Annotated in this window: 22 protein-coding genes; 12 read left to right on the top strand and 10 right to left on the bottom strand. The window is 43.8% G+C overall.

What is annotated here, in order from left to right; genetic code table 11:
- Positions 1-69: 69 nt before the first annotated feature.
- Positions 70-822 (top strand): metallophosphoesterase, encoded by a 753-nt coding sequence (locus tag WJM94_RS04750; protein WP_444493083.1) that lies wholly within the window; start codon positions 70-72, stop codon positions 820-822.
- Positions 823-1,327: 505 nt separating this feature from the next.
- A complete protein-coding gene (locus WJM94_RS04745) occupies positions 1,328-1,645 on the top strand; it encodes a hypothetical protein (protein ID WP_444493082.1) in 318 nt (105 codons plus the stop codon).
- Between the two features lie 139 nt (positions 1,646-1,784).
- Here the strand turns inward: WJM94_RS04745 and WJM94_RS04740 are convergent, their stop codons facing one another.
- Positions 1,785-1,961 (bottom strand): hypothetical protein, encoded by a 177-nt coding sequence (locus WJM94_RS04740; RefSeq protein ID WP_444493533.1) that lies wholly within the window; start codon positions 1,959-1,961, stop codon positions 1,785-1,787.
- A gap of 90 nt (positions 1,962-2,051) precedes the next feature.
- Between WJM94_RS04740 and arsB the strand changes: the two genes are divergently transcribed.
- Positions 2,052-3,245 carry an ACR3 family arsenite efflux transporter gene (gene arsB / locus WJM94_RS04735; protein WP_444493081.1) on the top strand — a complete coding sequence of 398 codons (1,194 nt, stop codon included), beginning with the start codon at positions 2,052-2,054 and terminating at the stop codon, positions 3,243-3,245.
- Positions 3,246-3,314: 69 nt separating this feature from the next.
- On the opposite strand, the gene WJM94_RS04730 is transcribed toward arsB, so the two are convergent.
- The 4 genes from WJM94_RS04730 to WJM94_RS04715 form a co-directional block, all read right to left on the bottom strand.
- Positions 3,315-3,797 carry a gluconokinase gene (locus WJM94_RS04730; protein ID WP_444493080.1) on the bottom strand — a complete coding sequence of 161 codons (483 nt, stop codon included), beginning with the start codon at positions 3,795-3,797 and terminating at the stop codon, positions 3,315-3,317.
- Between the two features lie 34 nt (positions 3,798-3,831).
- Positions 3,832-5,109 (bottom strand): TRAP transporter large permease, encoded by a 1,278-nt coding sequence (locus WJM94_RS04725; RefSeq protein WP_444493525.1) that lies wholly within the window; start codon positions 5,107-5,109, stop codon positions 3,832-3,834.
- A gap of 151 nt (positions 5,110-5,260) precedes the next feature.
- Positions 5,261-5,809, bottom strand: coding sequence for a TRAP transporter small permease subunit (locus WJM94_RS04720; RefSeq protein WP_444493079.1), 549 nt, complete (start codon positions 5,807-5,809; stop codon positions 5,261-5,263).
- 54 nt (positions 5,810-5,863) lie between these two features.
- Positions 5,864-6,880, bottom strand: coding sequence for a TRAP transporter substrate-binding protein (locus WJM94_RS04715; protein WP_444493078.1), 1,017 nt, complete (start codon positions 6,878-6,880; stop codon positions 5,864-5,866).
- 399 nt (positions 6,881-7,279) lie between these two features.
- On the opposite strand from WJM94_RS04715, the gene leuE reads away from it, so the two are divergent.
- The 3 genes from leuE (at position 7,280) to WJM94_RS04700 (ending at position 10,346) form a co-directional block, all read left to right on the top strand.
- On the top strand, positions 7,280-7,921 hold the full coding sequence (leuE, locus tag WJM94_RS04710) for a leucine efflux protein LeuE (protein ID WP_444493077.1): 642 nt from the start codon (positions 7,280-7,282) through the stop codon (positions 7,919-7,921).
- A 373-nt stretch (positions 7,922-8,294) separates the two neighbouring features.
- Positions 8,295-9,506, top strand: coding sequence for a hypothetical protein (locus tag WJM94_RS04705; protein WP_444493076.1), 1,212 nt, complete (start codon positions 8,295-8,297; stop codon positions 9,504-9,506).
- A 219-nt stretch (positions 9,507-9,725) separates the two neighbouring features.
- Positions 9,726-10,346 (top strand): 3'-5' exonuclease, encoded by a 621-nt coding sequence (locus WJM94_RS04700; protein ID WP_444493075.1) that lies wholly within the window; start codon positions 9,726-9,728, stop codon positions 10,344-10,346.
- Between the two features lie 48 nt (positions 10,347-10,394).
- Here the strand turns inward: WJM94_RS04700 and WJM94_RS04695 are convergent, their stop codons facing one another.
- The 5 genes from WJM94_RS04695 to nifL form a co-directional block, all read right to left on the bottom strand.
- Positions 10,395-10,922, bottom strand: coding sequence for a nitrogen fixation protein NifQ (locus WJM94_RS04695; protein WP_444493074.1), 528 nt, complete (start codon positions 10,920-10,922; stop codon positions 10,395-10,397).
- Entirely contained in the window at positions 10,922-11,182 is a 261-nt protein-coding gene (locus WJM94_RS04690) for a 4Fe-4S dicluster domain-containing protein (protein ID WP_444493073.1), read from the bottom strand. Before WJM94_RS04690 ends, WJM94_RS04695 begins: the two co-directional genes overlap by 1 nt.
- Positions 11,160-12,485, bottom strand: coding sequence for a nitrogenase cofactor biosynthesis protein NifB (gene nifB, locus WJM94_RS04685; RefSeq protein ID WP_444493072.1), 1,326 nt, complete (start codon positions 12,483-12,485; stop codon positions 11,160-11,162). The genes WJM94_RS04690 and nifB overlap by 23 nt, the downstream gene beginning before the upstream one ends.
- Before the next feature lie 142 nt (positions 12,486-12,627).
- The gene (gene nifA / locus WJM94_RS04680; protein ID WP_444493071.1) at positions 12,628-14,229 is read right to left on the bottom strand and encodes a nif-specific transcriptional activator NifA; all 1,602 of its coding nucleotides are present in this window, start codon (positions 14,227-14,229) and stop codon (positions 12,628-12,630) included.
- A complete protein-coding gene (gene nifL / locus WJM94_RS04675) occupies positions 14,226-15,767 on the bottom strand; it encodes a nitrogen fixation negative regulator NifL (RefSeq protein WP_444493070.1) in 1,542 nt (513 codons plus the stop codon). Before nifL ends, nifA begins: the two co-directional genes overlap by 4 nt.
- Positions 15,768-16,064: 297 nt before the next feature.
- Between nifL and rsxA the strand changes: the two genes are divergently transcribed.
- The 6 genes from rsxA to WJM94_RS04645 are packed head-to-tail and all read left to right on the top strand — an operon-like array spanning position 16,065 to position 21,038.
- Complete coding sequence (gene rsxA / locus WJM94_RS04670) at positions 16,065-16,640, top strand: electron transport complex subunit RsxA (RefSeq protein ID WP_444493069.1); 576 nt, start codon at positions 16,065-16,067, stop codon at positions 16,638-16,640.
- 13 nt (positions 16,641-16,653) lie between these two features.
- On the top strand, positions 16,654-17,181 hold the full coding sequence (locus tag WJM94_RS04665; RefSeq protein ID WP_444493068.1) for an RnfABCDGE type electron transport complex subunit B: 528 nt from the start codon (positions 16,654-16,656) through the stop codon (positions 17,179-17,181).
- Positions 17,182-17,190: 9 nt separating this feature from the next.
- Positions 17,191-18,765: an electron transport complex subunit RsxC gene (rsxC, locus tag WJM94_RS04660; protein ID WP_444493067.1), complete on the top strand. Its 1,575-nt coding sequence runs from the start codon at positions 17,191-17,193 to the stop codon at positions 18,763-18,765.
- Complete coding sequence (locus tag WJM94_RS04655; protein WP_444493066.1) at positions 18,762-19,757, top strand: RnfABCDGE type electron transport complex subunit D; 996 nt, start codon at positions 18,762-18,764, stop codon at positions 19,755-19,757. The genes rsxC and WJM94_RS04655 overlap by 4 nt, the downstream gene beginning before the upstream one ends.
- A 2-nt stretch (positions 19,758-19,759) precedes the next feature.
- Positions 19,760-20,368, top strand: a complete 609-nt coding sequence (locus WJM94_RS04650; RefSeq protein WP_444493065.1) for an RnfABCDGE type electron transport complex subunit G — start codon at positions 19,760-19,762, stop codon at positions 20,366-20,368.
- Complete coding sequence (locus tag WJM94_RS04645; protein ID WP_444493064.1) at positions 20,361-21,038, top strand: electron transport complex subunit E; 678 nt, start codon at positions 20,361-20,363, stop codon at positions 21,036-21,038. The genes WJM94_RS04650 and WJM94_RS04645 overlap by 8 nt, the downstream gene beginning before the upstream one ends.
- The last annotated feature ends 1 nt before the right edge of the window (position 21,039 follow it).

The raw sequence follows: 21,039 nt of genomic DNA, 5'->3' as shown, positions 1-21,039 counted from the left end.
TCTGTTCACATTGATCAATCTATGCCAGTGCTTATTATTACTCTAAAGGCAATTTATTGAGGGAATATATTGAAAATCTGTCACCTTTCGGATCTCCATTTGGAGTTCGGTTCAATGGAAGTACCTAAATCAGATGCTGACGTGATAGTACTGAGCGGCGATATACACATAGGGAGTCAGGGTATCGATTGGGCTTCGCAATTTGATGTACCCGTTATTTATGTTCTGGGCAACCACGAAGCCTACGGTACTTCTCTAGACTCACTGATAGACCAATGTCGCGTTAAAGCTAACGAATATGAGAATGTCCATTTATTAGAAAATGACAGTGTAGTTATCGAGGGAGTTCGTTTTCATGGATGCACGTTATGGACAGATTTTTGTCTCGATGGAAGACCAGATGTTTCAATGAAAATAGCAGAAGCTCGAATGAATGACTTTAAGCAAATTCTTTATCATGGAAATGTTTTTACTCCCCAAGATAGCCAAGGCCTACATCGCGAGTCGAGACGATGGCTCTATAATTCAATAAAGCAATCGCCAGAGCAAAAAAACGTAATTGTTACCCACCATCTTCCATCAGGAAGCCTAATTCAGGCTGAATACCTCGGAAGCCCACTTGCTCCCGCTTTTGCGTCACACTGTGGGGAGTTTGAAAGTATTGCGAATAAAATCGTAGTTTGGTGTTACGGGCACAATCATGATTGCAATGAACAAATAGACTTCGGCATAAACTTCCATACAAATCAACGTGGATATTTTGAACATGAGTTAGTTTCTGGTTTTGACCCTCATAAAGTAATTACTATTGATACGAAATAAATGTGGATCTCGCCATAATTAACATGATTCTGGCTCATTCCGTGCTGCCAGTATAAATCAGGTTCACTTTGCATAAATGAACTTGTGGTACTTGAGCTAAAAAATAACACCATTTGCTACTTAGGTTTTTAATTAGAAGATGCTCTAAAGCTTTCAAAGCAAACTATTGCAGGAAACTAGATGCATTCTTTTCTACCTCTTAAGAGCCAGTACCTTTGTATAGTTTAGAGTAAGTAATCTAATGGTGTGATCTGTAACTATATAAAAGTTGAGTTGAATTAATTGCTATTCATCTAGGCCATTTAGCATGTTGATCATCTGATAAAAAACCAATACGAATGATTCGCATTAATAAACTATAATAAGGCTGCAAGCTCTGTATGTTTGGAATTCCACGGTTCCACTTCTCGGGCTGAGTAGTGGCCAATTGGAATACATGCATTCAGTAGATGGTTCAGTTGTATTAGCTTAGCCTGAAATGTACATGGAAAAAAGGAGAATTCTCATGATGATTGCTAGATGGTCTATTGATGCGAAGTTTGGACATAAGCCCGAAGTGTTAGATTCACTGGATCGGTGGTTTGATCAGTTTGGCACCCAAATTGGTTGGACACGAGACAAATATCGAGTCTTAGTTGGCTCCGTTGGAGCGTTAGAATCAAAGATTATTTCTGAGGTCACCATTAATGATTTAACCGAGCTTGATGAGTCATGGAAAAAATTAGGTGAACTGGAAGGGCATAAAGCGTGGAGTAAGGATCTAGAGCCACATATTGTGTCTGGTAGCCAAAAGTGGGAAATATTCAGAGTCGTGGATAATTAAAATTAAAAAGTGGATATCATCATTCTATTGTTCAAACTACGAAGTTAAGTTTTGCTTCTGGTATTTTGACATGATTTTACTCATCCGATTTGGCGAACTAGCTTCTTTGAGCTAGCTCGCTAATTGTCTAACAGCGTGCTTATGGTACAAACTCAATGTGGATTCTAGCTCCCAACTTACTATCTACGTGATCGCTAAAGTCACGCAGGGTAAGATCAGCATTAATAGTGCTCTCAAGTTCCTGAATATGTCCCGTTGAACCATAGAACGTTATCTCCGTCGCTAGCGTAGTGAAGGAATATGTTTTGTCGTCCATGCCAATGAAATCCTCGCACTATCTTATTGTTTTCTCACCTATACTCAGAGACGTAAATACAGTTCAGATATCTATATGGAGAATAGAATAATGGGTGATTCTAAAAACTCTGTAAACGACAGGAAGATGAGCAGTTTATTTGAACGATATCTGACTGTATGGGTTGGATTGTGCATTGTTATCGGCATTACCCTAGGGAAGGTAGCACCTGATTTAGCTAATACATTGAATGATATGGCTATCGAAGTGAATGGTGCGCCTGTTATTTCGATTCCGATAGCGATTTGTCTTTTTTTTATGATGTATCCGATCATGGTAAAAATTGATTTTACCAGTGTGGTGAAAGCTGGGAAAAGCGGTAAGCCAGTGTTTCTCACTCTTTTCATCAACTGGTGCATTAAACCGTTTACTATGTATGCCATTGCCATGTTGTTTTTGGGAATCATACTGAAAAGTTTGATTGGCGATGAAGCAATGGATCTGGTGAAAATGCCGTTTGGCCTCGATTTACCAGTTGGTGCGGCATATGGTGATGGAACTATTGTTTTACAGGATGGGATAAAAGTTCTGCAAATTCCTCTCTGGCGAAGCTATTTTGCTGGCTGCATTCTGTTAGGTATTGCACCCTGTACAGCAATGGTATTGGTTTGGGGGTATCTGGCCAAAGGTAATGATGGTCTTACGCTGGTAATGGTTGCGATTAACTCTTTGACTATGCTGGTCTTATATGGAGTTCTGGGTGGTTTTCTTCTGGGAATAGGTAAACTTCCGGTACCGTGGCAGGCGTTACTGCTTTCCGTTTCTATTTATGTCGCTCTTCCGTTGGTTGTCGGCTTTTTTTCCCGTAAATGGGTCATTAGCCATAAAGGGGAAGAATGGTTTAAAGAGAAGTTTCTGCATGTACTTACACCTATCACGATTGGCTCATTATTATTAACACTTGTCCTGCTTTTTAGCTTTAAAGGCGAAACTATTCTGGATAATCCACTGACCATTCTCTGGATCTCAATTCCGCTTTTTATACAAACCGTATTTATATTTTCGTTGGGATATCTGGCGGCTAAGCTACTTAATTTAAGCTATGAGGATGCTGCCCCGGCGGCAATGATTGGTGCATCAAATCACTTTGAAGTTGCTATAGCTACTTCTGTAATGATTTTTGGGATTTCATCTGGTGCAGCTTTGGCGACGGTGGTTGGTGTTCTAATTGAAGTTCCCGTTATGTTAATGCTGGTTAGTATCTGCAAGCATACTTCTGGGTGGTTTACTACGAAGAAGTCTTAATAGGTATAAGACTGATATCATTTATAAAATGTAGCGTAAGGATAGGGCTGGAAGACCAGCCCTTATTTTTCAGACTTTCGAGAGAATATCGTCGACTACTTTTTCTGGTGTCTGATTAATATCAATGTATAACGCTTCTTGCTCGGTCGGTTCAATCAGAGTACTAAATTGACTTTCTAACATGGCTGAACCTTGGAAGTAATGATCTTCTCTCGCTTTGAGTCTGGACCAGATAGTGTCAAAATCTCCTTTCAAATAGCAGAACGTTAACTCATTACAACCGCTTCTCAGCGCGTCTCTGTACTCCGGTTTAAGAGCAGAGCATGCCAGCACCAAGTTATCTTGTTCCTGTATTAGTGCATTTAAGGTTAAGAGCCATTCTTTTCTGTCTTCGTCAGTTAGAGGAATTCCATTCCTCATTTTTTCTACGTTTTCCTCTGGGTGGTAATCATCACCATCGAAAAAAGGAATGTTAAGTGATTTTGCCAGTGAGTAACCGATAGAAGACTTACCGCACCCAGAAACACCCATAACGACATATTTTTTATTCATAGTATCAACTCATAATTAGGCTTCATGGGCAAACTTATCGCCACCACAACGCAAGCTCAGGGAAGAGAATCACGAGAGCGAGTACGCAAACCTGTAGTCCGATAAACGGTAGTAGTGCTGTGAAAATTTCGCCAAGACTAATATCTTTAGGCGCTACAGATTTCAGATAGAACGCTGCAGGACCAAATGGTGGTGACAAAAATGCAACTTGCATATTTAGACAGAACACAACACCAAACCAGATAGGATCCATTCCAAGCCCGGTAATAATAGGCACGAAAATTGGCATCGTAAGTAGTGCCACGCCTACCCAGTCCAGGAACATACCCAGAACAAACAGGATCACCATCATGATAAGAAGAGTCGACATCGCGTTACCGCCACTCAAAGCGAGAATCGTTTCCTCTACAAAATCGATACCACCCATCAAGTTGTAAACGCCAACCAGCGCTGAAGCACCGATACCTATCCACATGATCATGCCGCACGTGCGCATGGTTGCGATGGCTGACTCTTTAATCATGTTCCAATTTAGCTCTTTTCGGATAGCAGCGCTGATAGCAATACCAACTACGCCCAAAGCAGAAGCTTCGGTAACTGACGCAACGCCAGTGTAAATACTTCCTAAAACGGTAGCCACTGACAGCAAAGGGAAGAACAGAGCTTTGAAGTAGCTTGGGTGCGCTTGTGCATCTTTTGCCAGATCTTCTTCTGACGGTAGTGGTGCAAGAGCAGGGTTAAGCTTGCAACGAATTAATACATAAGCCATATAGAAAAAAGCCAGAATTAACGCAGGCAAGAATGCGGCTTTAAACAGTTCCCCAATCGATACTGATGCGGACAAGCCGTAAATAATCAGTACGATACTTGGTGGCAGCATGGTTCCAAGCGCTCCACCGGCACATGTTGTACCTATTGCAAGCTTACGATCATAACCGAGTCGTAGCATTTGTGGCAGAGCCAGAATACCAAGCAGTACCGTCTCTCCACCTATAACGCCTGACATAGATGCAAGGATCACGGCAACAAGTAATGTCTGAACGGCTACACCGCCACGAACTTTACGTCCGACACTTTTCATCGCATCGAATAGATCTCGGGCAATACCAGAACGGTCAAGTAAAGCTGCCATAAGTACAAACATTGGTACTGCAAGGAACACATAGCCACTTACGAAGCTGAATATGCGGCTTGATATAAGAGGTAAAGCGTCGACACCAAACCAGCCTAAGGTGAATATCAGAGCGACCAGACCGGTTACGAAAGCTAACTGCATACCAGTTAACAAAAGTCCGATCATCAAAACAAGCATCAACAAGCTGCCGTACTCGATACCAATCGATGATAAGTTCGAGGTGAATGTTTGAAATCCAACCCAACCCAAAGCAGCTGCTAAAGTCAGAAGACCTATGACAAGGAGTACTGGTTTATAGCTCCCTACATTAGGTTTTGTAGAAGATAAATTAATCATTGCCTTCTTCCTTTAGTTGTTTGATTTCGTTAATTAAATGCAAAACGAATTGAATGAACATTAAGCAAACGGTTATAAGGATGACCCCTTTAAGGAGGGCAGGGAACGGAGGATTCCAAGCTGACCCAGATGTCTCTAATCTCAATCCTCCCCATGGTGCGAACCATGAGTTAGCCACGGTTTGCCAAGCCGCGTAAATCAACAATCCGCTAAACAGCAGTCCTGCTAAGTGGTGAAAGATGTTTAGGTAGCGTTTCGTTTCCTGTGATACCGAATCGTAGAGCAGAACAACCCGCACATGCTTGTCGGTAGCTAAAGCGTAAGCACCACCAATGACAAAAAGTGAACCACCAATAAAAGATGCTGTTTCATGAACCCACATTGTCGGTGAGTCAAAAAGATAGCGACTCGCTACTTCATAAAAAGAGATGATGACGGTGACAACAAACAATAAACTAAACCACTCACTGATTTTAGTTATTGCTTTATCGAGGATATTTTGTGGCATTTCAGCCACAATATTTGTGCCTGATTCTTTCATATGTCTAATTTCCAGATGAAATAGGGAGGAGTAAACCTCCCTTTATTTAACAACTTATAGAAGGCCTGAGTCTTTCAAATAAGTCGTAATAGAATCGTAAACTTTTTTCGCATTAGGAGAGAGCGCTGCGTATTTCTCCCACTCACCCATTGCAATCTGGCGGAACTTCTTACGCTCTTCTTCTGACCAGTCATGGATGGTAATGTTTGGGTTTGCTTCTGCTTCCTTAACCGCTTTTTCGTCAGCAATGCGTAGCTGAGTGGTAATATCTTCGGCGAAGTCACGAACAGAGACCGTCATAATTTCCTGAAGATCGGCAGGTAGTTTGTCCCACTTCTTCTGGCTCATTGAGATATCAATAGTTGGCAGTGAGTGGAAGCCCGGTTGAACAGGGTGGGTTGCAACGTCATTCATGCCAGCAGTATGGTTAGTAGAGAAAACGGTGTAGTCAGCGGCATCAATTACGCCTTTACTCAAACCAGTAAAGACTTCTGAACCTGGTAGGTTTACAGGCGTTGCTCCTGCCGCAGCAAATACTTGTTGAACCAGGCCTTCTGGAGCTCGTAGTTTTAGACCTTTTAGATCATCAACACCGTTCAATGGAACCTTAGATACAAACGATTCAACACCTGTTGTTGAACCACCAATGTACTTCACGCCGTAAGGAGCATAGAGCTCAGTCATCAATTCGTAGCCACCGCCGTAATTGATGTATTGAAGCAATTGACGTGTGTCTGACCATGCACCAACCATGTTACCAATTAAACCGAAAGCAGGGTCTTGGCCTGAAAAGTAACCTGTTGCGGTAATGTGGCCGTCGATGACGCCCATTTTAATTGCTCCTAAGGTTTCCGTGTGTTTCACCACAGCGCCAACAGGTAGTAAGTCAATCTCGATACGACCACCAGACATTCGTTCTACGCGCTCTGTCCATTCTTTCTGAACCTGAAAGTTCTTGTCGCCAGAAGGATCGCTAGATTGAAATTTGAAATTAAAGTCAGCGGCGAACGCTGACGTTGATAGCAAAGCTAGTGAGATAGCGGAGGTTAGGGTTTTGTGTAAGATGTTCATTCATTCGTCCTTTAATTTCTTTATCGGATCTCTATTTGTATTCCTGTTATGCCCAAATGTTACCGGGAACATTGCGTAAGTTACCGGTAACATAGAGCGAAATCTAAGAGTTCGATCACGTTCTATAACATCTTTAATTTTTTTCTAACATGAATGAGAGGTCTGTTATAAATGGGAGTGAATATACCCAAGCAACTTCAAGATGCAGGATTCAGAGCGTTGTCACTGGCACAAGTTCAAGGCCTACTCTCAAGGAAAGAACACGCAGCGGAATAGCGAGCTCTTTCCAAGGTATATATTATTCGGATGACTTATTTGTGGCCTGAGATAGACATTGCCAATTCTTTCAGTTATATCTCGTATCTTCGTTGGGTGGATTGGTCTTAAGGGCGACTTATCATGTTGGAAATGTTTGGGGTAATTAATATATGGACGTATTTAGTAGGGTTAACAATGATAATCCTCGCTCCTGGTCCAAACTCTCTTTATGTGTTGAAATCCAGTTCATCTCTGGGCGTTAAGGCTGGTTATAAGGCGGCTTCTGGTGTACTTATCGGCGACGCAGTTTTGATTTTACTTTCCTATCTTGGGGTTGCCTCTTTAATTCAAACGTCACCCGTTTTATTCACAACTATCCGCTACCTTGGTGCCGCATATTTGCTTTATTTGGGGATAAAAATCGTCCATCAGTTAATGAGTAAAACAGATGGAGACGAGTCGGAAGTAGCGCGCCCTAAAAAGAAAGAAAATGTGTTCGCTAAATCGTTGACGTTAAGTTTAACCAACCCGAAAGCGATTCTGTTTTATGTCTCGTTCTTTATCCAGTTTATTGATTACACGTATGAACACACATGGATTTCGTATCTGATTCTGGCCTTCATTCTAGAAGTGTTCAGTATTATTTATCTGAGCACTCTGATCTTCCTGGGATCGTCATTAACCCAACTCTTCAGGGATAATAAACTTTTGGCCAAGTTAGGTAATGGTCTGCTTGGCATGTTCTTTATGGGGTTTGCAGCGCGATTAGCAAGCTTGAGTTGATAATAGAATTTATACGTTCTCACACCTTCGCCATCACAAAGCCTTTTGTGATCTCATCGAATACCGGGCTATATCCTGACATAAAGAAATGTATTCTATTTCATTTGTTGTGAGAGCCCGCCTAGCCAAATGTTATGCCGATTTTTTTTACAACGGTGTCATTCTCTCTCATAACTCATGCTAACCAGATGCATATATTGTAACTAGTTGCTATTCAATTGATGTATATCAATGTGCTTGCTTATATTAGTAAGCACTTAAAAATGTTGCCCTATATTTAATTTGGTAGTGTTAAAAATCTTAATAAGTCAGGCATATTTTTTCGGATAGGCAGTGTGGTGCTAAAGACGCATTGCCATGCACTAAGGAGAAAATGATGAAGGGCTATACACCGATGAAAAAAAGAGCCTTAGAGATACTCTTGTTCATGGGTATGATATTTACGGCTCTACTATTCTTAGCACCCCCTATGGCTATCGCTGTTGATGATGGTTCAGATCGTCCAGAATGGGCAGGTAACCAGGGCAGAGATGGAAAGCCTGGCAGGGGGAATACACAACCGGGTACAAGTAAAGGTGATCTTTATGGTGACTTGTTAATCATTGTTCGTGATGACAATGGGGAGCCTGTTAAGTACACCTGGGATTGGGATGAGTTGGATGCAACGATATACGTACCTCAACAAGATGATAATGGCTGTTTCCAACCGATAGCGAATGAACAGGCTTCAGACGCGCTCACAGGGGAACTTCTGCCAGCGCTACCTGAAGAGTTTCGAGTCGCAGATGGTCTGCTTATCCCACTTGATAGTGAATGTGAAATTGCTGAAACCCTAGTGGGTTATGAGGATTATACATTTGCTAATTATACTGAAGAAGTAGATTTTGGTCGCTTGAGTGTGGCGAGATCATCGATTGACGTTATTGATTCCTCTTATGCGGAAGCGATAAGTAACATCAACAGTGCCGCTAGTATTAAGATCGATCCCGCGGGAAGGATTGACGTTGTTCTTCCCGACGGAACAATTAAAACTATCGACTCGCCACTGGAAAATTTGGCGCTTTATAAAGCGTTGATGCTCAATGGCCACTTACCGGGTCTTTTGTTAACAAACGAGCAGTTAGGGGATCTTGACCATCTGCTAGGTAACGGTGTTGAGACAGTTAGTCAAAGAGACTTGGATACAGCAGCAGCACTTTTGGCTGGTGCTGGAGATAAGTTTGGCACGATTAATCTCGATCTTGTTATTAATATCAACACTATCTTGGGTATTAATGACAACGGGCATTTTGATTTTATGAGATATAGCTATTATCGTGACGTTATGTACTCTGGAACTGAAGTGGGTCTGTTGCTTCCAGGGGTTGAGCCTAATCCTGGTGCTCCAGTGGGGATTTCAAGTCTGTCATACCAAGTTGTCCCTCTTCTTGATATAGCAGGTAATCCTGAGGCATTTACAGCAGACCAAGTGCATACTGATTTTGCACGTGGCTTTACACAAGCGGCTGACGATTCATTACGAGTGATCAATTACATTCATAACTGGGCACTTCCTGATTTACCTGAAGGCCTTGCTTGGGAATAGCAAAGCGATATTACACCCGAGTGTGAGAATAGTTTGAATTAATTAAAGGTGGAGGGGCTTTGTATCCTCCACCTTTCTTCGTTGAGTAGAACTAACTGTTGGTTCAGTCGTATTAAAAGTTGTCGTTAGGCGATCTTTGTATTTGCTCTACTCAGCAAGTGCCCTTATGCGCTCGTTTGGGTTTATAATTGCGCTTTAAACTAAATAAAGGCTTGGAATATGTGTCCATCTGCGAGTTCGGTTGTTGTTCTTGACTTTGAAACTACGGGGCTGTCACCGAATATGGGCGACAGAGCCATTGAAATTGGTGCTGTCAGGTTGGTCGATGGTCAGGTAACGGAATCTTTTCAGCAGTTAATGAACCCGGGCTTTAGAGTCAGTGGCTTTATAGAAAGTTATACGGGTATTACCAATCAAATGTTACGGACCGCGCCTAGCTGCGAAGAGGTGATGGAGGAATTCTCTGAGTTTATTGGTAACAGTCCGCTTGTTGCACATAACGCGTCGTTTGATAAGCGGTTTCTCGATGCTGAGCTAGAAAGAATCAATAAGAGTTACTCCCAACAATTCGCTTGTTCTATGTTAATTGCGAGGAGATTAATTCAAGATGCACCGACTCATAAATTAGGTGATCTTGTGCATTTTAAACACATTGAAAACGATGGCACGTTTCACCGTGCATTGGCTGATTCACAAATGACAGCGAAATTATGGATGCTGATGGTAGACGATCTTCGCCTGAAAAATGTCCAAAAACCGACTTTTGAACTCATGCAAAAAATCGGAAAGACAAGTAAACACGCTATTAATAATCTGCTCTCGCAATATGCTTCTAATTAATGATTTATCTTAATGTTTGTATCGCCAAGGTGATGACGGATTCAACATCTAATGGGATGTGGTCTCAAAACACTCGCTGTAACTTGAACAAGTTTCACAACTGGGCGAGCGGCACACATAGTCTCCACCGTTCTCGCATAGCTGGCGATACAAAAATCGTTTCCAACGCATGTTGTTTACGTTAAGCGCGGATAGGTCCGGAAAGTAGTCTGAAAATAGCTGGCTGAGTATTGGCCGTTCAGGCAAGCCTAAATCATGCCACAGGTGCTGACTTCCCATACAGCCACTTGAGATGACGGTAGCCATCTCTGTCGCAAAGGGCACGGATTCGTCGATGTTCTGAAGTAATAACTGGTGGAGTTGTCCATGTTCCTGTGCTCTTAAAACCATCAATTCACTACGTAACTCGGCCTGCTTCGTTTCGAAGTCATTACTATCAACTTCTACACCTATTGCGTGAATTAGCCGAATAAAAGTGCTCTTATCTAAACCAAGATACAGAGGAAGGGCAGAATGCCCACTCAAATAAGAGTGGACAATAGGCTGCCAGTATCGGGAGTATTTACCATCTCGCACTATACAGAATCCCCGGAAGGTTGCGGACTTAAGCTTCCTCTAGGGTTTAAAGGAAGATTGGCACAATCGACAATCGCCTCTTCGATAGGGCAAATGCTGGCACATTGCGGTTCATGCCAAAAAGAAGAGCATTCGTTGCATCTTTTATTGTGAATCGCAAATGGTTTCTCAGCTCTGCCTGTTTTATATACCGCTTGATTTGGACAAACAGTCATGCAGGCATGGCAGCCAACACATTTATCGTTGATGAATAAGCTCATGCTTGTCCTCCTTTACTTTAGAATTTTTTTGTTGCTGTTTGGCGATAGTTTCCAGGCTAGTGCTGACTGGCTGGAAGGCGAAGTCAACATTAGGAGTTATTCCGCGTTTTTCTAATTCTCGCCAAGGGCTAATCCCGATTCTGGCACTGAGTACCATCTGGCAGTCGGCGATAGTATCGAACAAGGCTTCCTTATCACTATCATCCCCACAATCGGTTTGTCCTTTACAATACTGAGCCACATTTCGCGACTCCTGGAAAAGGAATTGCTCTGACTGGTTATCATATTGGTAGATTTCAAAGCTTTTAGCATGCCCAAAATGCAGCCCAATATTTGATTCACCATGACTTGCCACAGCGACTCGATATACAGATGGAGATTTTGTTGCGCTGCACGGGGAAGCACTATCGTCACTCAACATACCCACGGCGTCTGCACGGCACTGTTTACAATGCGTCATTTGTGGCATGTGAACGCCGCATTCCTCTCGAACGGCTTCTATCTCACTATCCGTCGGTCCTCGTTGGCCACTAAGCCCAAAATAGGTGCCATGGCTCGGGTCTGATATCAACGGCATAATATTGTGTAATGTCGCTCCGAGGGATTTTACTTTCTCTGAAACCTGAGCAATGTGATGGTCGTTGACGCCGGGAATAAGCACCGTATTGATTTTGACCAGCATTCCTGCTTCCGCAGCTAGTTGTAATCCGAGTAGCTGGCGATCAATAAGCGTTTGCGCTGCAGCTCTTCCTTTGAGTCTTTTACGATTGTAAAAAACCCACGGATAAATTTTTTCGCCGATCTCAGCATCAATACAATTAATCGTAATGGTGAGGTGGTTAACTCCTAAAGCGGAGAGTGTCACGACATGTTCCGCAAGTGCCAGACCGTTGGTCGAAATACACAGTTGAACATTGGGATCCGCTTTGTGTATATCTCGCAGAGTTTTAAACGTCGCTTGTGGATTCGCTAATGCATCACCGGGCCCAGCTATACCGACAACAGTAAGATTAGGCGCGCGTTTTTTAATGGTTGAAAATTGTTTGAGGGCAGCAGCACTATCCATAACGTGCGACACAACCCCCGGACGAGATTCATTGCTGCAATCGTATTTACGATTACAGTAGTTACACTGAATGTTGCAAGCAGGAGCTACTGGTAAATGCATCCGAGCATACTGATGAGCCTGCTTTGAATAGCAAGGATGCTGCGCGATCTTTTCTTGAGTTTGTTTGTTTAAAAAGTGATGAAGATTATCGTTCGCGCAATCGTCACTTTTTACTCGTGGTGAAGGACTATCCATGTCTGCCCCTTAATGATTTTATGCCTATAAAAAGGTTTACTGCAATCATCGTTCCCTGTTTAACTTATTGTTTTTTAATAGCTAACTTTGTTGGCTTACAACAATTGTCTGATAGTTGACAATATTTATGTCCTGCAAATTGTCAGATTTGTTTCATCTCGATATTTAATATTTGGATTCGATACGCGATTTGACGTGGTGTCATGTTTAATAACCTTGCTGCTTTTGCTTTGACCCAGCCAGAACGTTCAAGAGCATCAATTACCAGCTCTCGTTCATCAGATGGTTTGCTCTTTTCTCTGGTCATAAGATGGCTATCTGTGACGCGAGAAGGAGTTGCCGCAAAACCTGCACTCACCGTATACGCGGGTTGTGGAGAATTGGCGAAGCTTGTCTCAGTCTGATTGATCGTAATTAAGCTGGCATTAATGACTCCGGATTCACACAGAACAGCAGCACGTTCCAAGGTGTTTTCCAGTTCACGAACGTTTCCGGGCCAGTTGTGATTCATCATCACGCGTATAGCGTCATCGCTGATGGTGAGCTCTCGGCCTTGTTGTTTGCTTAATTTTTTTCTCATGTACTCTGCGAGTTCAGGAATGTCTTCAATACGGTCACGCAGAGCCGGTAAGTGCATTGGCATGACGTTGAGACGATAGTAGAGGTCTTCACGGAAGTTTCCTTGGGCTACTTCGTCTTCAAGATGGCGGTTTGTCGCCGCGATGATACGGACATTGACAGAAATCGTCGTTGTACCGCCAACGCGTTCGAACTCTTTTTCCTGTAGTACACGCAACAATTTCGCCTGGAAAGCAGCACTGGTTTCACCAATCTCGTCGAGGAAAATAGTGCCATTGTGCGCCATTTCAAAGCGGCCTTTACGTTGTTTTACTGCACCCGTAAATGCTCCTTTTTCATGTCCGAACAGCTCAGACTCGAGCAAGTTATCCGGTAATGCCGCGCAGTTAAGTTTGACGAATGGGCGATCAGCACGAGGAGAATTATAGTGAATGGCATTAGCTATAAGCTCTTTACCGGTTCCTGATTCTCCTCGAACGAGTACAGTTGAATCCCAGCGAGACACCAAGCGAATTTGGTCAAAGATTTGCCTCATCACTTTTGTGTGGCCGACTAAGTTGCGGAAACTGTAGTTATTACGGACCTTGCGTCGCAGGCCATCTCGTTCATCGACCAACTCTTTTTCGGTACGTTCAACGTTTTGAGCCAATTGAATATTCTTCGAAATCAGATTGCCAATCATATCAAGAAATTTTGATAGCAGAGTCAGATGTTCATCGCTTACGTTAGGCGGCTGGGCAGAAAGCGCACCAAGCACTTTACTGTTGCTGTCTTTGATTGGTACGCAGATAAAGGGTTTATCATAGTCGTAGAGCGCAAGTTTATCCGCAAAGCGCATATCACTACCAAGGTTGCGGATGACCATCGAACTACCGCGGCTGAGAACTTCTCCGACAATGCCTTCGCCAGTTTTATAGTAAACGTTCTTTTGTCCACTGGTGTTGTCACTGGTTGGACTGTGCACACATTTAACCAGCAAAATGTTCTTTTCGTGGTCGAGGATGGTGAGCATTCCACACTGCAATCGACATTCATCATGCAGTATTTTTAGGATTTTGTCGGAAGATTCAACGTAGTTTAAGCTAGCATTTAGAACACTAGATATTCGATACATTGCCGCCAACAACTGACGCTCTAAATTTAAGAGAGTATGTTCTTCAATCATAATGATCTACCGGTAATAATTGGAAATGTTAAGCAAACTTTCGCGCCGTTTAGTCTCTGACTATCTGAGATAGTCACGGTGGCAGAGTGTTCGTTGAGAACCTGCTGCACGATTGAGAGTCCTATTCCACGACAGCCGGACTGATGTTTCGGCTTGGTACTGTAAAAAGGTTGGAATACAGTCAGGCGAAGCTCTTCTTTCACTCCCAATCCGCTGTCTTCAATATCAATGATGATCTCGCCGTTTTGTTCATAAGAGTGAATAAACAAAGTTCGGTCTACTGGTTTCGCTAGTCTGATTGCGTCTAACGCATTATCGATAAGTTGCTTTAACGCAAGAATGAGTCGATGAGGCGTGCCGTTAATAGACGAGAGTTTTTGTGATAGGTCTAGCTCTAAATTGATAGACAATCGCATTAACTCATCACCAGTGATATTGCATGCATCACGAATGATTTCGTTTAGGTTGACGGGTTGTAGCGCCTCTCTTTCTCGCTCAGGGATAGCGAGTTGAATTTCATGCATAGCAGAATTCGCGGTAGCCATTGCATCGTCCATTGCGACTAAGCCCGGGCATGAGGCATTGGTACGTTTTAGAATGTTGACTGCAGAATTAATGACATTGAACGGTCCCTGCAGTTGATGGAGGGTGCCCATCAATGCTTCTTGCATGGCGTGGACGTATTTGTTGTCTCTTACCATCAGTTTGACCGCGTTAATTCGGCGCTCTTCTACCAGCAATTTTTCTTTAGTACGTTCGGTAATAGAAATAACAGTGTAATCATCATCACTATCAGGAAGAAAGTAGTGTTCAATGTTAATGGTTGAAACCGGAGTCTTGACCATGGCGAACTCAAACCATCGTTCGTGTGTGTCGTCTTCGCTGCGAATAGAAATATTCTGCGTACGAGCTTTTTGCTGACCTATAAATTCCACCAAACTGTCATATTGATAATCATGTTTGATACTGCTTAACAGGAGATCAATGGGTGAATGTTGGATACTTTGCTCTATCCGCTGATATTTTTTATTAGTGACTAAAAGGTTATTCAATGAATCAACCAATGCGATTGCTGTTGATGATCCATTAAGAACCGCCTGAAACAGCGTAAATTGATTCTTTTGATCAGTGATGCGTAGGTGGCGTTCTGTAATATCTCTGTGAATTGCATAGTAACGGGTCTCGCCCTTTTGTTCCTTCAATCGAGATATCGACATTTCAGCGATATAAGGTTGCCCATTTTTCTTTCTATTCACCAGTTGACCTTGCCAGTGATCACCGTTGGTAATTGCGAACCACATGTTTTGGTAGACACTCTGAGGCGTTGCCTTATACGAAAGTAAAGACGAGTTCTTACCGATGAGTTCATGGGGGGAATAGCCTGTAATTTGGCTAAAAGTCTGGTTAACGAAAAGTATGTTGCCATGCTTATCCGTAATGCTGATCGCAACTGGCGCATGCGCAACAATTTGTTCGAACGCGCGCGTATCAAAAGCCGTTGGATTGCTATCGGGTAGAAAGTTCTCAAGTTGTTCCATACGTCTATCCCTTTACGTTTGGTGATGTAACAACAGGTAATGCATTTCCTATTCCAGACTCTCAGTCCAGTTATGGTGGGCTTATTCCAATTAAACTTTGTTTGATTTCGGACAATTATTACTTCGATTAAGTGAACTTTGTTGGCTTTCTGACAAGGTAAATCTGGTGGTTCTGGGCAATGAATATCTGCTCAAGCACTTTGTAAATCGAGGGTTTTGATACATCTCGGTGCAACATTTCACTCGTGGCATACGCTATGCACCATAGTCGATAGTACAAGTTATTGGAGTGTTGTTATGTCCGAAGGATTGATCATTTTTCTCAGCGCGGCATTTGTAAACAATGTCGTGCTAGCCAAATTTCTGGGCTTGTGCCCGTTTATGGGGGTGTCGAGCAAGATTACGAGTGCGGTAGGGATGGGGGTAGCGACCATTTTTGTGCTTACTCTTGCGACGGTATGCAGCTGGTTGATTGAATTTACTATTTTAAAGCCATTACATCTGGAGTTTATGCGGATCATATCTTTTATTTTGGTCATCGCTGCGGTTGTACAGTTCACAGAGCTATACGTTAAGAAATCATTTCCCGAACTTTATCAGGCGCTTGGCGTTTTCCTACCGCTAATTACCACCAACTGTGCGGTCTTCGGTGTCGCTTTGTTAGCCGTTCAAGATGAGTTGTCATTTCTTAATACCGTGATGTTCAGCTTTGGATCTGCGTTGGGCTTTATGTTGGTGCTCACTATTTTTGCCGGTTTACGTAGTCAGCTTACGCTGAGTAATGTGCCGAAAGCCTTCAAAGGCTCGCCAATAGCGTTTATCACAGCGGGCTTCTTATCAATGGCCTTTATGGGCTTTTCAGGAATGGCGTAAAGGAGACTTAAACATGTTACTTACAATGCTCATTTTCTTTGTCTGTCTCGGCGCTGTGCTTGGTTTAGCGCTAGGGTACGCGGCAAAGGTGTTTCATGTTGAGGGAGACCCGCGCATTGACAAAGTTGAAGCACTATTACCTGGTGGTCAGTGTGGTCAATGTGGTGAGGCTGGTTGCCGACAAGCTTCGGAAAAAATGGTTTCGGGAGAGCTGAGCCCGTCGTGTTGTCCGCCAGGAGGCTCAGCACTCGCACAGAATGTCGCGCAGTTGCTTGGTGTTTCTATTGATGTTGATGACCAAGATGTCGAGTTGGTCGCACGTGTTAATGAAGCAGAATGTAACGGCTGTAACCGATGCTACAAAGCGTGTCCTTTCGACGCGATTGTCGGAGCGCCTAAACAGTTACATACGGTAATTAAGGATGTTTGCACCGGATGCCAGTTATGTGAAAAAGCGTGTACCCGAGGATGCCTCACCATGACTGAAGTGACGCCTTCAGTATCGACATGGTATTGGCCAAAACCTTCGTTGACGGCTTAGGAGTGAACCATGTCCAGTTTGATTGATTTTAGTTTATTGAGTAAGCCATTTCGCGGTGGGATCCATCCTAAAGCTTATAAAGAGCTCACTTCGGATAAAAGCATTGACCGTCAATTTTGGCCAAGAAATATCTACATGGCGTTACAGACTCGTTCTGGTGCGAAACTTAGAGCGCTGGTCAGTGTTGGGGATCAGGTCTACCGAGGTCAGCTTATTGCAGTAGGGCAGAATGATTTCGTTCCACCAGTTCACTCATCGGTCAATGGCATTGTTACTGCGATTGTTCCGCATATCACCACGCATCCTGCGAAAGTGAAATGTGACACGGTAGTGATTCGAGCTAACGACGATAAACGTTGGGGTGAGACTTCACCAGGCGAAAGCATCCATGACCTGGACGCGGACACCATTATCGAAAGGGTAGCAGAAGCGGGCATTGTTGGGCTTGGCGGGGCGGGCTTTCCGGCGGCAGTGAAAATACGGTTTTCACGCAGTTCCAATGTTGACACCATCGTCATCAACGGGGGGGAATGTGAACCTTACCTGACCAGTGATGATTTAACGATGCAAAGCTATCCCGAAGAGATCATTGCAGGGATACAGATGCTCTTGATTGCAAGTGGGGCTAAAAGAGCAATCATTGGGGTAGAAGATAATAAACCAGAGGCACTCAGTGCACTGCACTACGCGGCAAGTGAAGTGGATTGTATCGAAGTCCGTAAGGTGCCGAGTATCTACCCGATGGGCTCAGAGAAGCATTTAATAAAAACGCTGACAGGGCAAGAGGTTCCTCCGGGTGGCCGTGCAACTCAAGTCGGGATCTTGGTGAACAATATATCCACGGTTAGGGCTGTGTATCATGCTGTTCGATTCCGACGTCCATTAGTTTCTCGGATCGTCACTGTCAGTGGTAAGGGCATTGCAGAGCCGAAAAATGTTGAGGTGCCAATCGGCACACCAGTAAATGAAGTGATCAACTATTGTGGTGGCGTCAGCGAATCTACAGAGAGATTACTTTTGGGTGGGCCAATGATGGGCCAAGCCGTTCCTTCAATGCAGGTGCCTATCGATAAAACGGTTGGCGGAATTCTAGCCCTTACGGAAGACGAAGTATTCATTGAGTCCAAACACCAAGAGTGTATCCGTTGCGGGCAATGTGTCCGCGCATGCCCGATGGGTCTAATGCCATTTCAGATGGCGGCATATACGCGTGTTTCAGATTTCAAACGTGCCGAAGATCTAGGTGTGAACCATTGTTTGTCTTGTGGTGCATGCGGATATGTATGTCCATCATCTATCCCTCTGGTGCAGTACTTCATGCATGCTAAAGGTGCCATTGCCTCTACTGCTTTCCAAGAGAAAAAATCGACTCAGGCGAAAGTGCTTAATGAGTCTCGTAAGCAACGTCTCGCCCTAGAGGCCGCAGAGAAAAAAGCAGCACAAGATGCACAAAAAGCGGCGAGACCAAGCAGGAATGGCAGAGCGGCTCCTCCAGCAGCGAAGCCTGCACGGCCAGAAAGACCTGCACGTCCTGCGCGCGTCACTCGTCAAGCTACAGCTACCGAGAAGGAGCAACAATTATGATTAAGTACGACTCGGTGATAGGTCCGTTCGCCCATAACGGGAGTTCGACGACACGAATCATGTATCTCGTTATATTAACGTTATTCCCTGCCTGCGTGTTCGCAGGGTTTCAGTTTGGGCGCAATAGCATTGCTCTGATAGCAGTTTGTTGCCTAACTTGCATTATCAGTGAGTGTTTATGCTTGTTGGCGATGAATAAGAAACCTAGCGCGTGCTTTGATGGCTCAGCAATATTAACTGGTTTGCTGTTAGCAATGAGTTTACCCCCGTCATTTCCTATCAGCCTTGCCATGTTAGGCAGTATGTTCGCGATTATATTGGGTAAGCAAATCTACGGAGGATTAGGGCAAAACTTATTTAATCCTGCGATGTTAGCGCGCGTTATGTTGCTTATCTGCTTTCCCGTCGAAATGACGCAGTGGGCGGCTCCAACTCCGATCGATTTGAGTAACAACTTAGTCTCGGTGCCAGAAGGCTGGCTTAGCTTTGATGGAGTAACTGCCGCTACAGCGTTAAGTAGTGAGCGTATTTTGCCTGTTGAGTTCACGGAACAGTTCTTTGGACAGCACTCAGGAAGTCTGGGTGAAACCAGTACTTTTCTGATTCTATGTGGGGGTGGTTACCTGCTTTGGCGACGAATAGTCCACTGGGCTATCCCACTTACCTTTATGATTGGCTTGGCACTACCTGCTTTAGTTGGTCATTTAATTAACGCTGAAGTCTACTTGTCTCCTTGGGTACACCTGACCAGTGGTGCAGCGATGTTGGGTGCTTTCTATATCGCGACTGATCTCGTGACATCTCCAACTAGTATTCGTGGACAGCTCCTTTATGGATTGGGTTGTGGCCTTTTAGTCTGGTTAATCAGAACGTTCGGAAGTTATCCCGAAGGCGTCGCCTTTGCCGTACTAATTATGAATGCAGTCAGCCCACTGATTGATTATTACATGCGACCGAATGTCTTCGGTGCGACCACAGTAACGGGGAAATAATCATGGAAATCAGATTACAACAAGTCAAAGAGCGGATTTCATATCAGGTAGTTTTACTTTCTAGTGCCTGCGCGCTTGCTGCCTTACTGCTATTTGCTACCGATTGGGCGACAAAACCCGTTATCGCACAGCGAATTCTCGAAGACCAAAACGCACTCTTGAGAGAGGTTCTGGCGGGGCAGCCCTACGCGAATGATGTGTTCGCATCCAGTGAACTTATTGAGTTCGAAGGTAAGTCTTTCGAACTCTACCGAGTGGAAGACGAAAAGCATCAATTGATTGATTGGGTCATTCGTGGTGATCAGGAGGGGTACAGCGGCACAATAAGGTTTCTTATTGGGATTACGCTAAACGGCGAGATTATTGGCGTGCGAGTCATCAGCCACAGTGAAACTCCCGGACTAGGTGACAAAATAGAAGCAGAAAAAAGTAACTGGATACATAGTTTTGCAAAACGTGCCTTAGAGAACACAGGATTATGGGCAGTGAAAAAAGATGGTGGAGACTTTGACCAATTCAGTGGTGCGACGATTACCCCCAGAGCTGTAGTTAAGGGCGTGCATCAAGCGTTATTAGCGCTTGAATCATATCAAGGAGCGAACAATGAGTGACTCAAATCAATACAAAACTATTATTTCTCAAGGCTTATGGGGTAACAACATTGTATTAAAGCAGTCTCTTGCCCTTTGTCCGCTGCTTGCGGTGACAAGCAGTGCAACGAATGGTTTAGGTCTTGGCCTTGCGACTATGGTTGTTATGGTCGCTGCCAATACCCTGAACTCGATGGCAAAAGGCATTATCAGTAAGACGGTTCGTATTCCGGTTAATGTCATCATTATTGCTACGTTAGTGACGCTGATAGATGCGGTACTTAATGCTTATCTTCATTCTCTGCATAAAGTACTCGGTCTGTTTATCCCCTTAATTGTCACAAACTGCGCAATTCTCGGTCGTGTGGAGTCCTTTGCCAGTCGAAGTGCGGTATTACCGTCAATTGCTGATGGTCTGTTTATGGGCTTAGGTTTTACGTGGGTGCTTACAACGCTGGGAGCGATAAGAGAGATCCTGGGTAGCGGGACATTGTTTAGCAATGCTCATTTGCTATTAGGGGAACGTTTCGCGTTTCTGGAATTGGTCATTATTGACGATTACCGAGGGCTGCTTCTGATTATTTTGCCACCGGGAGGCTTCTTGGTTCTGGGGTTGGTACTCGCGTTAAAACAAAAGTACGAATCGGTCGTTAAAAATGCGGTTCCGGCTATTGCTCACAATAGGGGGTAAT

This window comes from Vibrio sp. YIC-376 (assembly GCF_052353105.1).
In the GTDB taxonomy this organism is placed as follows: domain Bacteria; phylum Pseudomonadota; class Gammaproteobacteria; order Enterobacterales; family Vibrionaceae; genus Vibrio.
The sequence above is the reverse complement of the archived record's forward strand: the minus strand, read 5'-3'. Positions and strand labels throughout refer to the sequence as shown.

Bases quoted from the DNA above. Each gene is read 5' to 3' on its own strand.
- WJM94_RS04700 (WP_444493075.1), top strand. From the start codon at position 9,726: ATGTGTCCATCTGCGAGTTCGGTTGTTGTTCTTGACTTTGAAACTACG.
- WJM94_RS04705 (WP_444493076.1), top strand. From the start codon at position 8,295: ATGATGAAGGGCTATACACCGATGAAAAAAAGAGCCTTAGAGATACTC.
- WJM94_RS04715 (WP_444493078.1), bottom strand. From the start codon at position 6,880: ATGAACATCTTACACAAAACCCTAACCTCCGCTATCTCACTAGCTTTG.
- rsxC (WP_444493067.1), top strand. From the start codon at position 17,191: ATGTCCAGTTTGATTGATTTTAGTTTATTGAGTAAGCCATTTCGCGGT.
- WJM94_RS04690 (WP_444493073.1), bottom strand. From the start codon at position 11,182: ATGAGCTTATTCATCAACGATAAATGTGTTGGCTGCCATGCCTGCATG.
- nifB (WP_444493072.1), bottom strand. From the start codon at position 12,485: ATGGATAGTCCTTCACCACGAGTAAAAAGTGACGATTGCGCGAACGAT.
- WJM94_RS04720 (WP_444493079.1), bottom strand. From the start codon at position 5,809: ATGAAAGAATCAGGCACAAATATTGTGGCTGAAATGCCACAAAATATC.
- arsB (WP_444493081.1), top strand. From the start codon at position 2,052: ATGGGTGATTCTAAAAACTCTGTAAACGACAGGAAGATGAGCAGTTTA.
- WJM94_RS04665 (WP_444493068.1), top strand. From the start codon at position 16,654: ATGTTACTTACAATGCTCATTTTCTTTGTCTGTCTCGGCGCTGTGCTT.
- WJM94_RS04725 (WP_444493525.1), bottom strand. From the start codon at position 5,109: ATGCTTGTTTTGATGATCGGACTTTTGTTAACTGGTATGCAGTTAGCT.
- nifL (WP_444493070.1), bottom strand. From the start codon at position 15,767: ATGGAACAACTTGAGAACTTTCTACCCGATAGCAATCCAACGGCTTTT.
- WJM94_RS04740 (WP_444493533.1), bottom strand. From the start codon at position 1,961: ATGGACGACAAAACATATTCCTTCACTACGCTAGCGACGGAGATAACG.
- rsxA (WP_444493069.1), top strand. From the start codon at position 16,065: ATGTCCGAAGGATTGATCATTTTTCTCAGCGCGGCATTTGTAAACAAT.
- WJM94_RS04645 (WP_444493064.1), top strand. From the start codon at position 20,361: ATGAGTGACTCAAATCAATACAAAACTATTATTTCTCAAGGCTTATGG.
- WJM94_RS04745 (WP_444493082.1), top strand. From the start codon at position 1,328: ATGATGATTGCTAGATGGTCTATTGATGCGAAGTTTGGACATAAGCCC.
- leuE (WP_444493077.1), top strand. From the start codon at position 7,280: ATGTTGGAAATGTTTGGGGTAATTAATATATGGACGTATTTAGTAGGG.
- WJM94_RS04730 (WP_444493080.1), bottom strand. From the start codon at position 3,797: ATGAATAAAAAATATGTCGTTATGGGTGTTTCTGGGTGCGGTAAGTCT.
- WJM94_RS04655 (WP_444493066.1), top strand. From the start codon at position 18,762: ATGATTAAGTACGACTCGGTGATAGGTCCGTTCGCCCATAACGGGAGT.
- nifA (WP_444493071.1), bottom strand. From the start codon at position 14,229: ATGATTGAAGAACATACTCTCTTAAATTTAGAGCGTCAGTTGTTGGCG.
- WJM94_RS04650 (WP_444493065.1), top strand. From the start codon at position 19,760: ATGGAAATCAGATTACAACAAGTCAAAGAGCGGATTTCATATCAGGTA.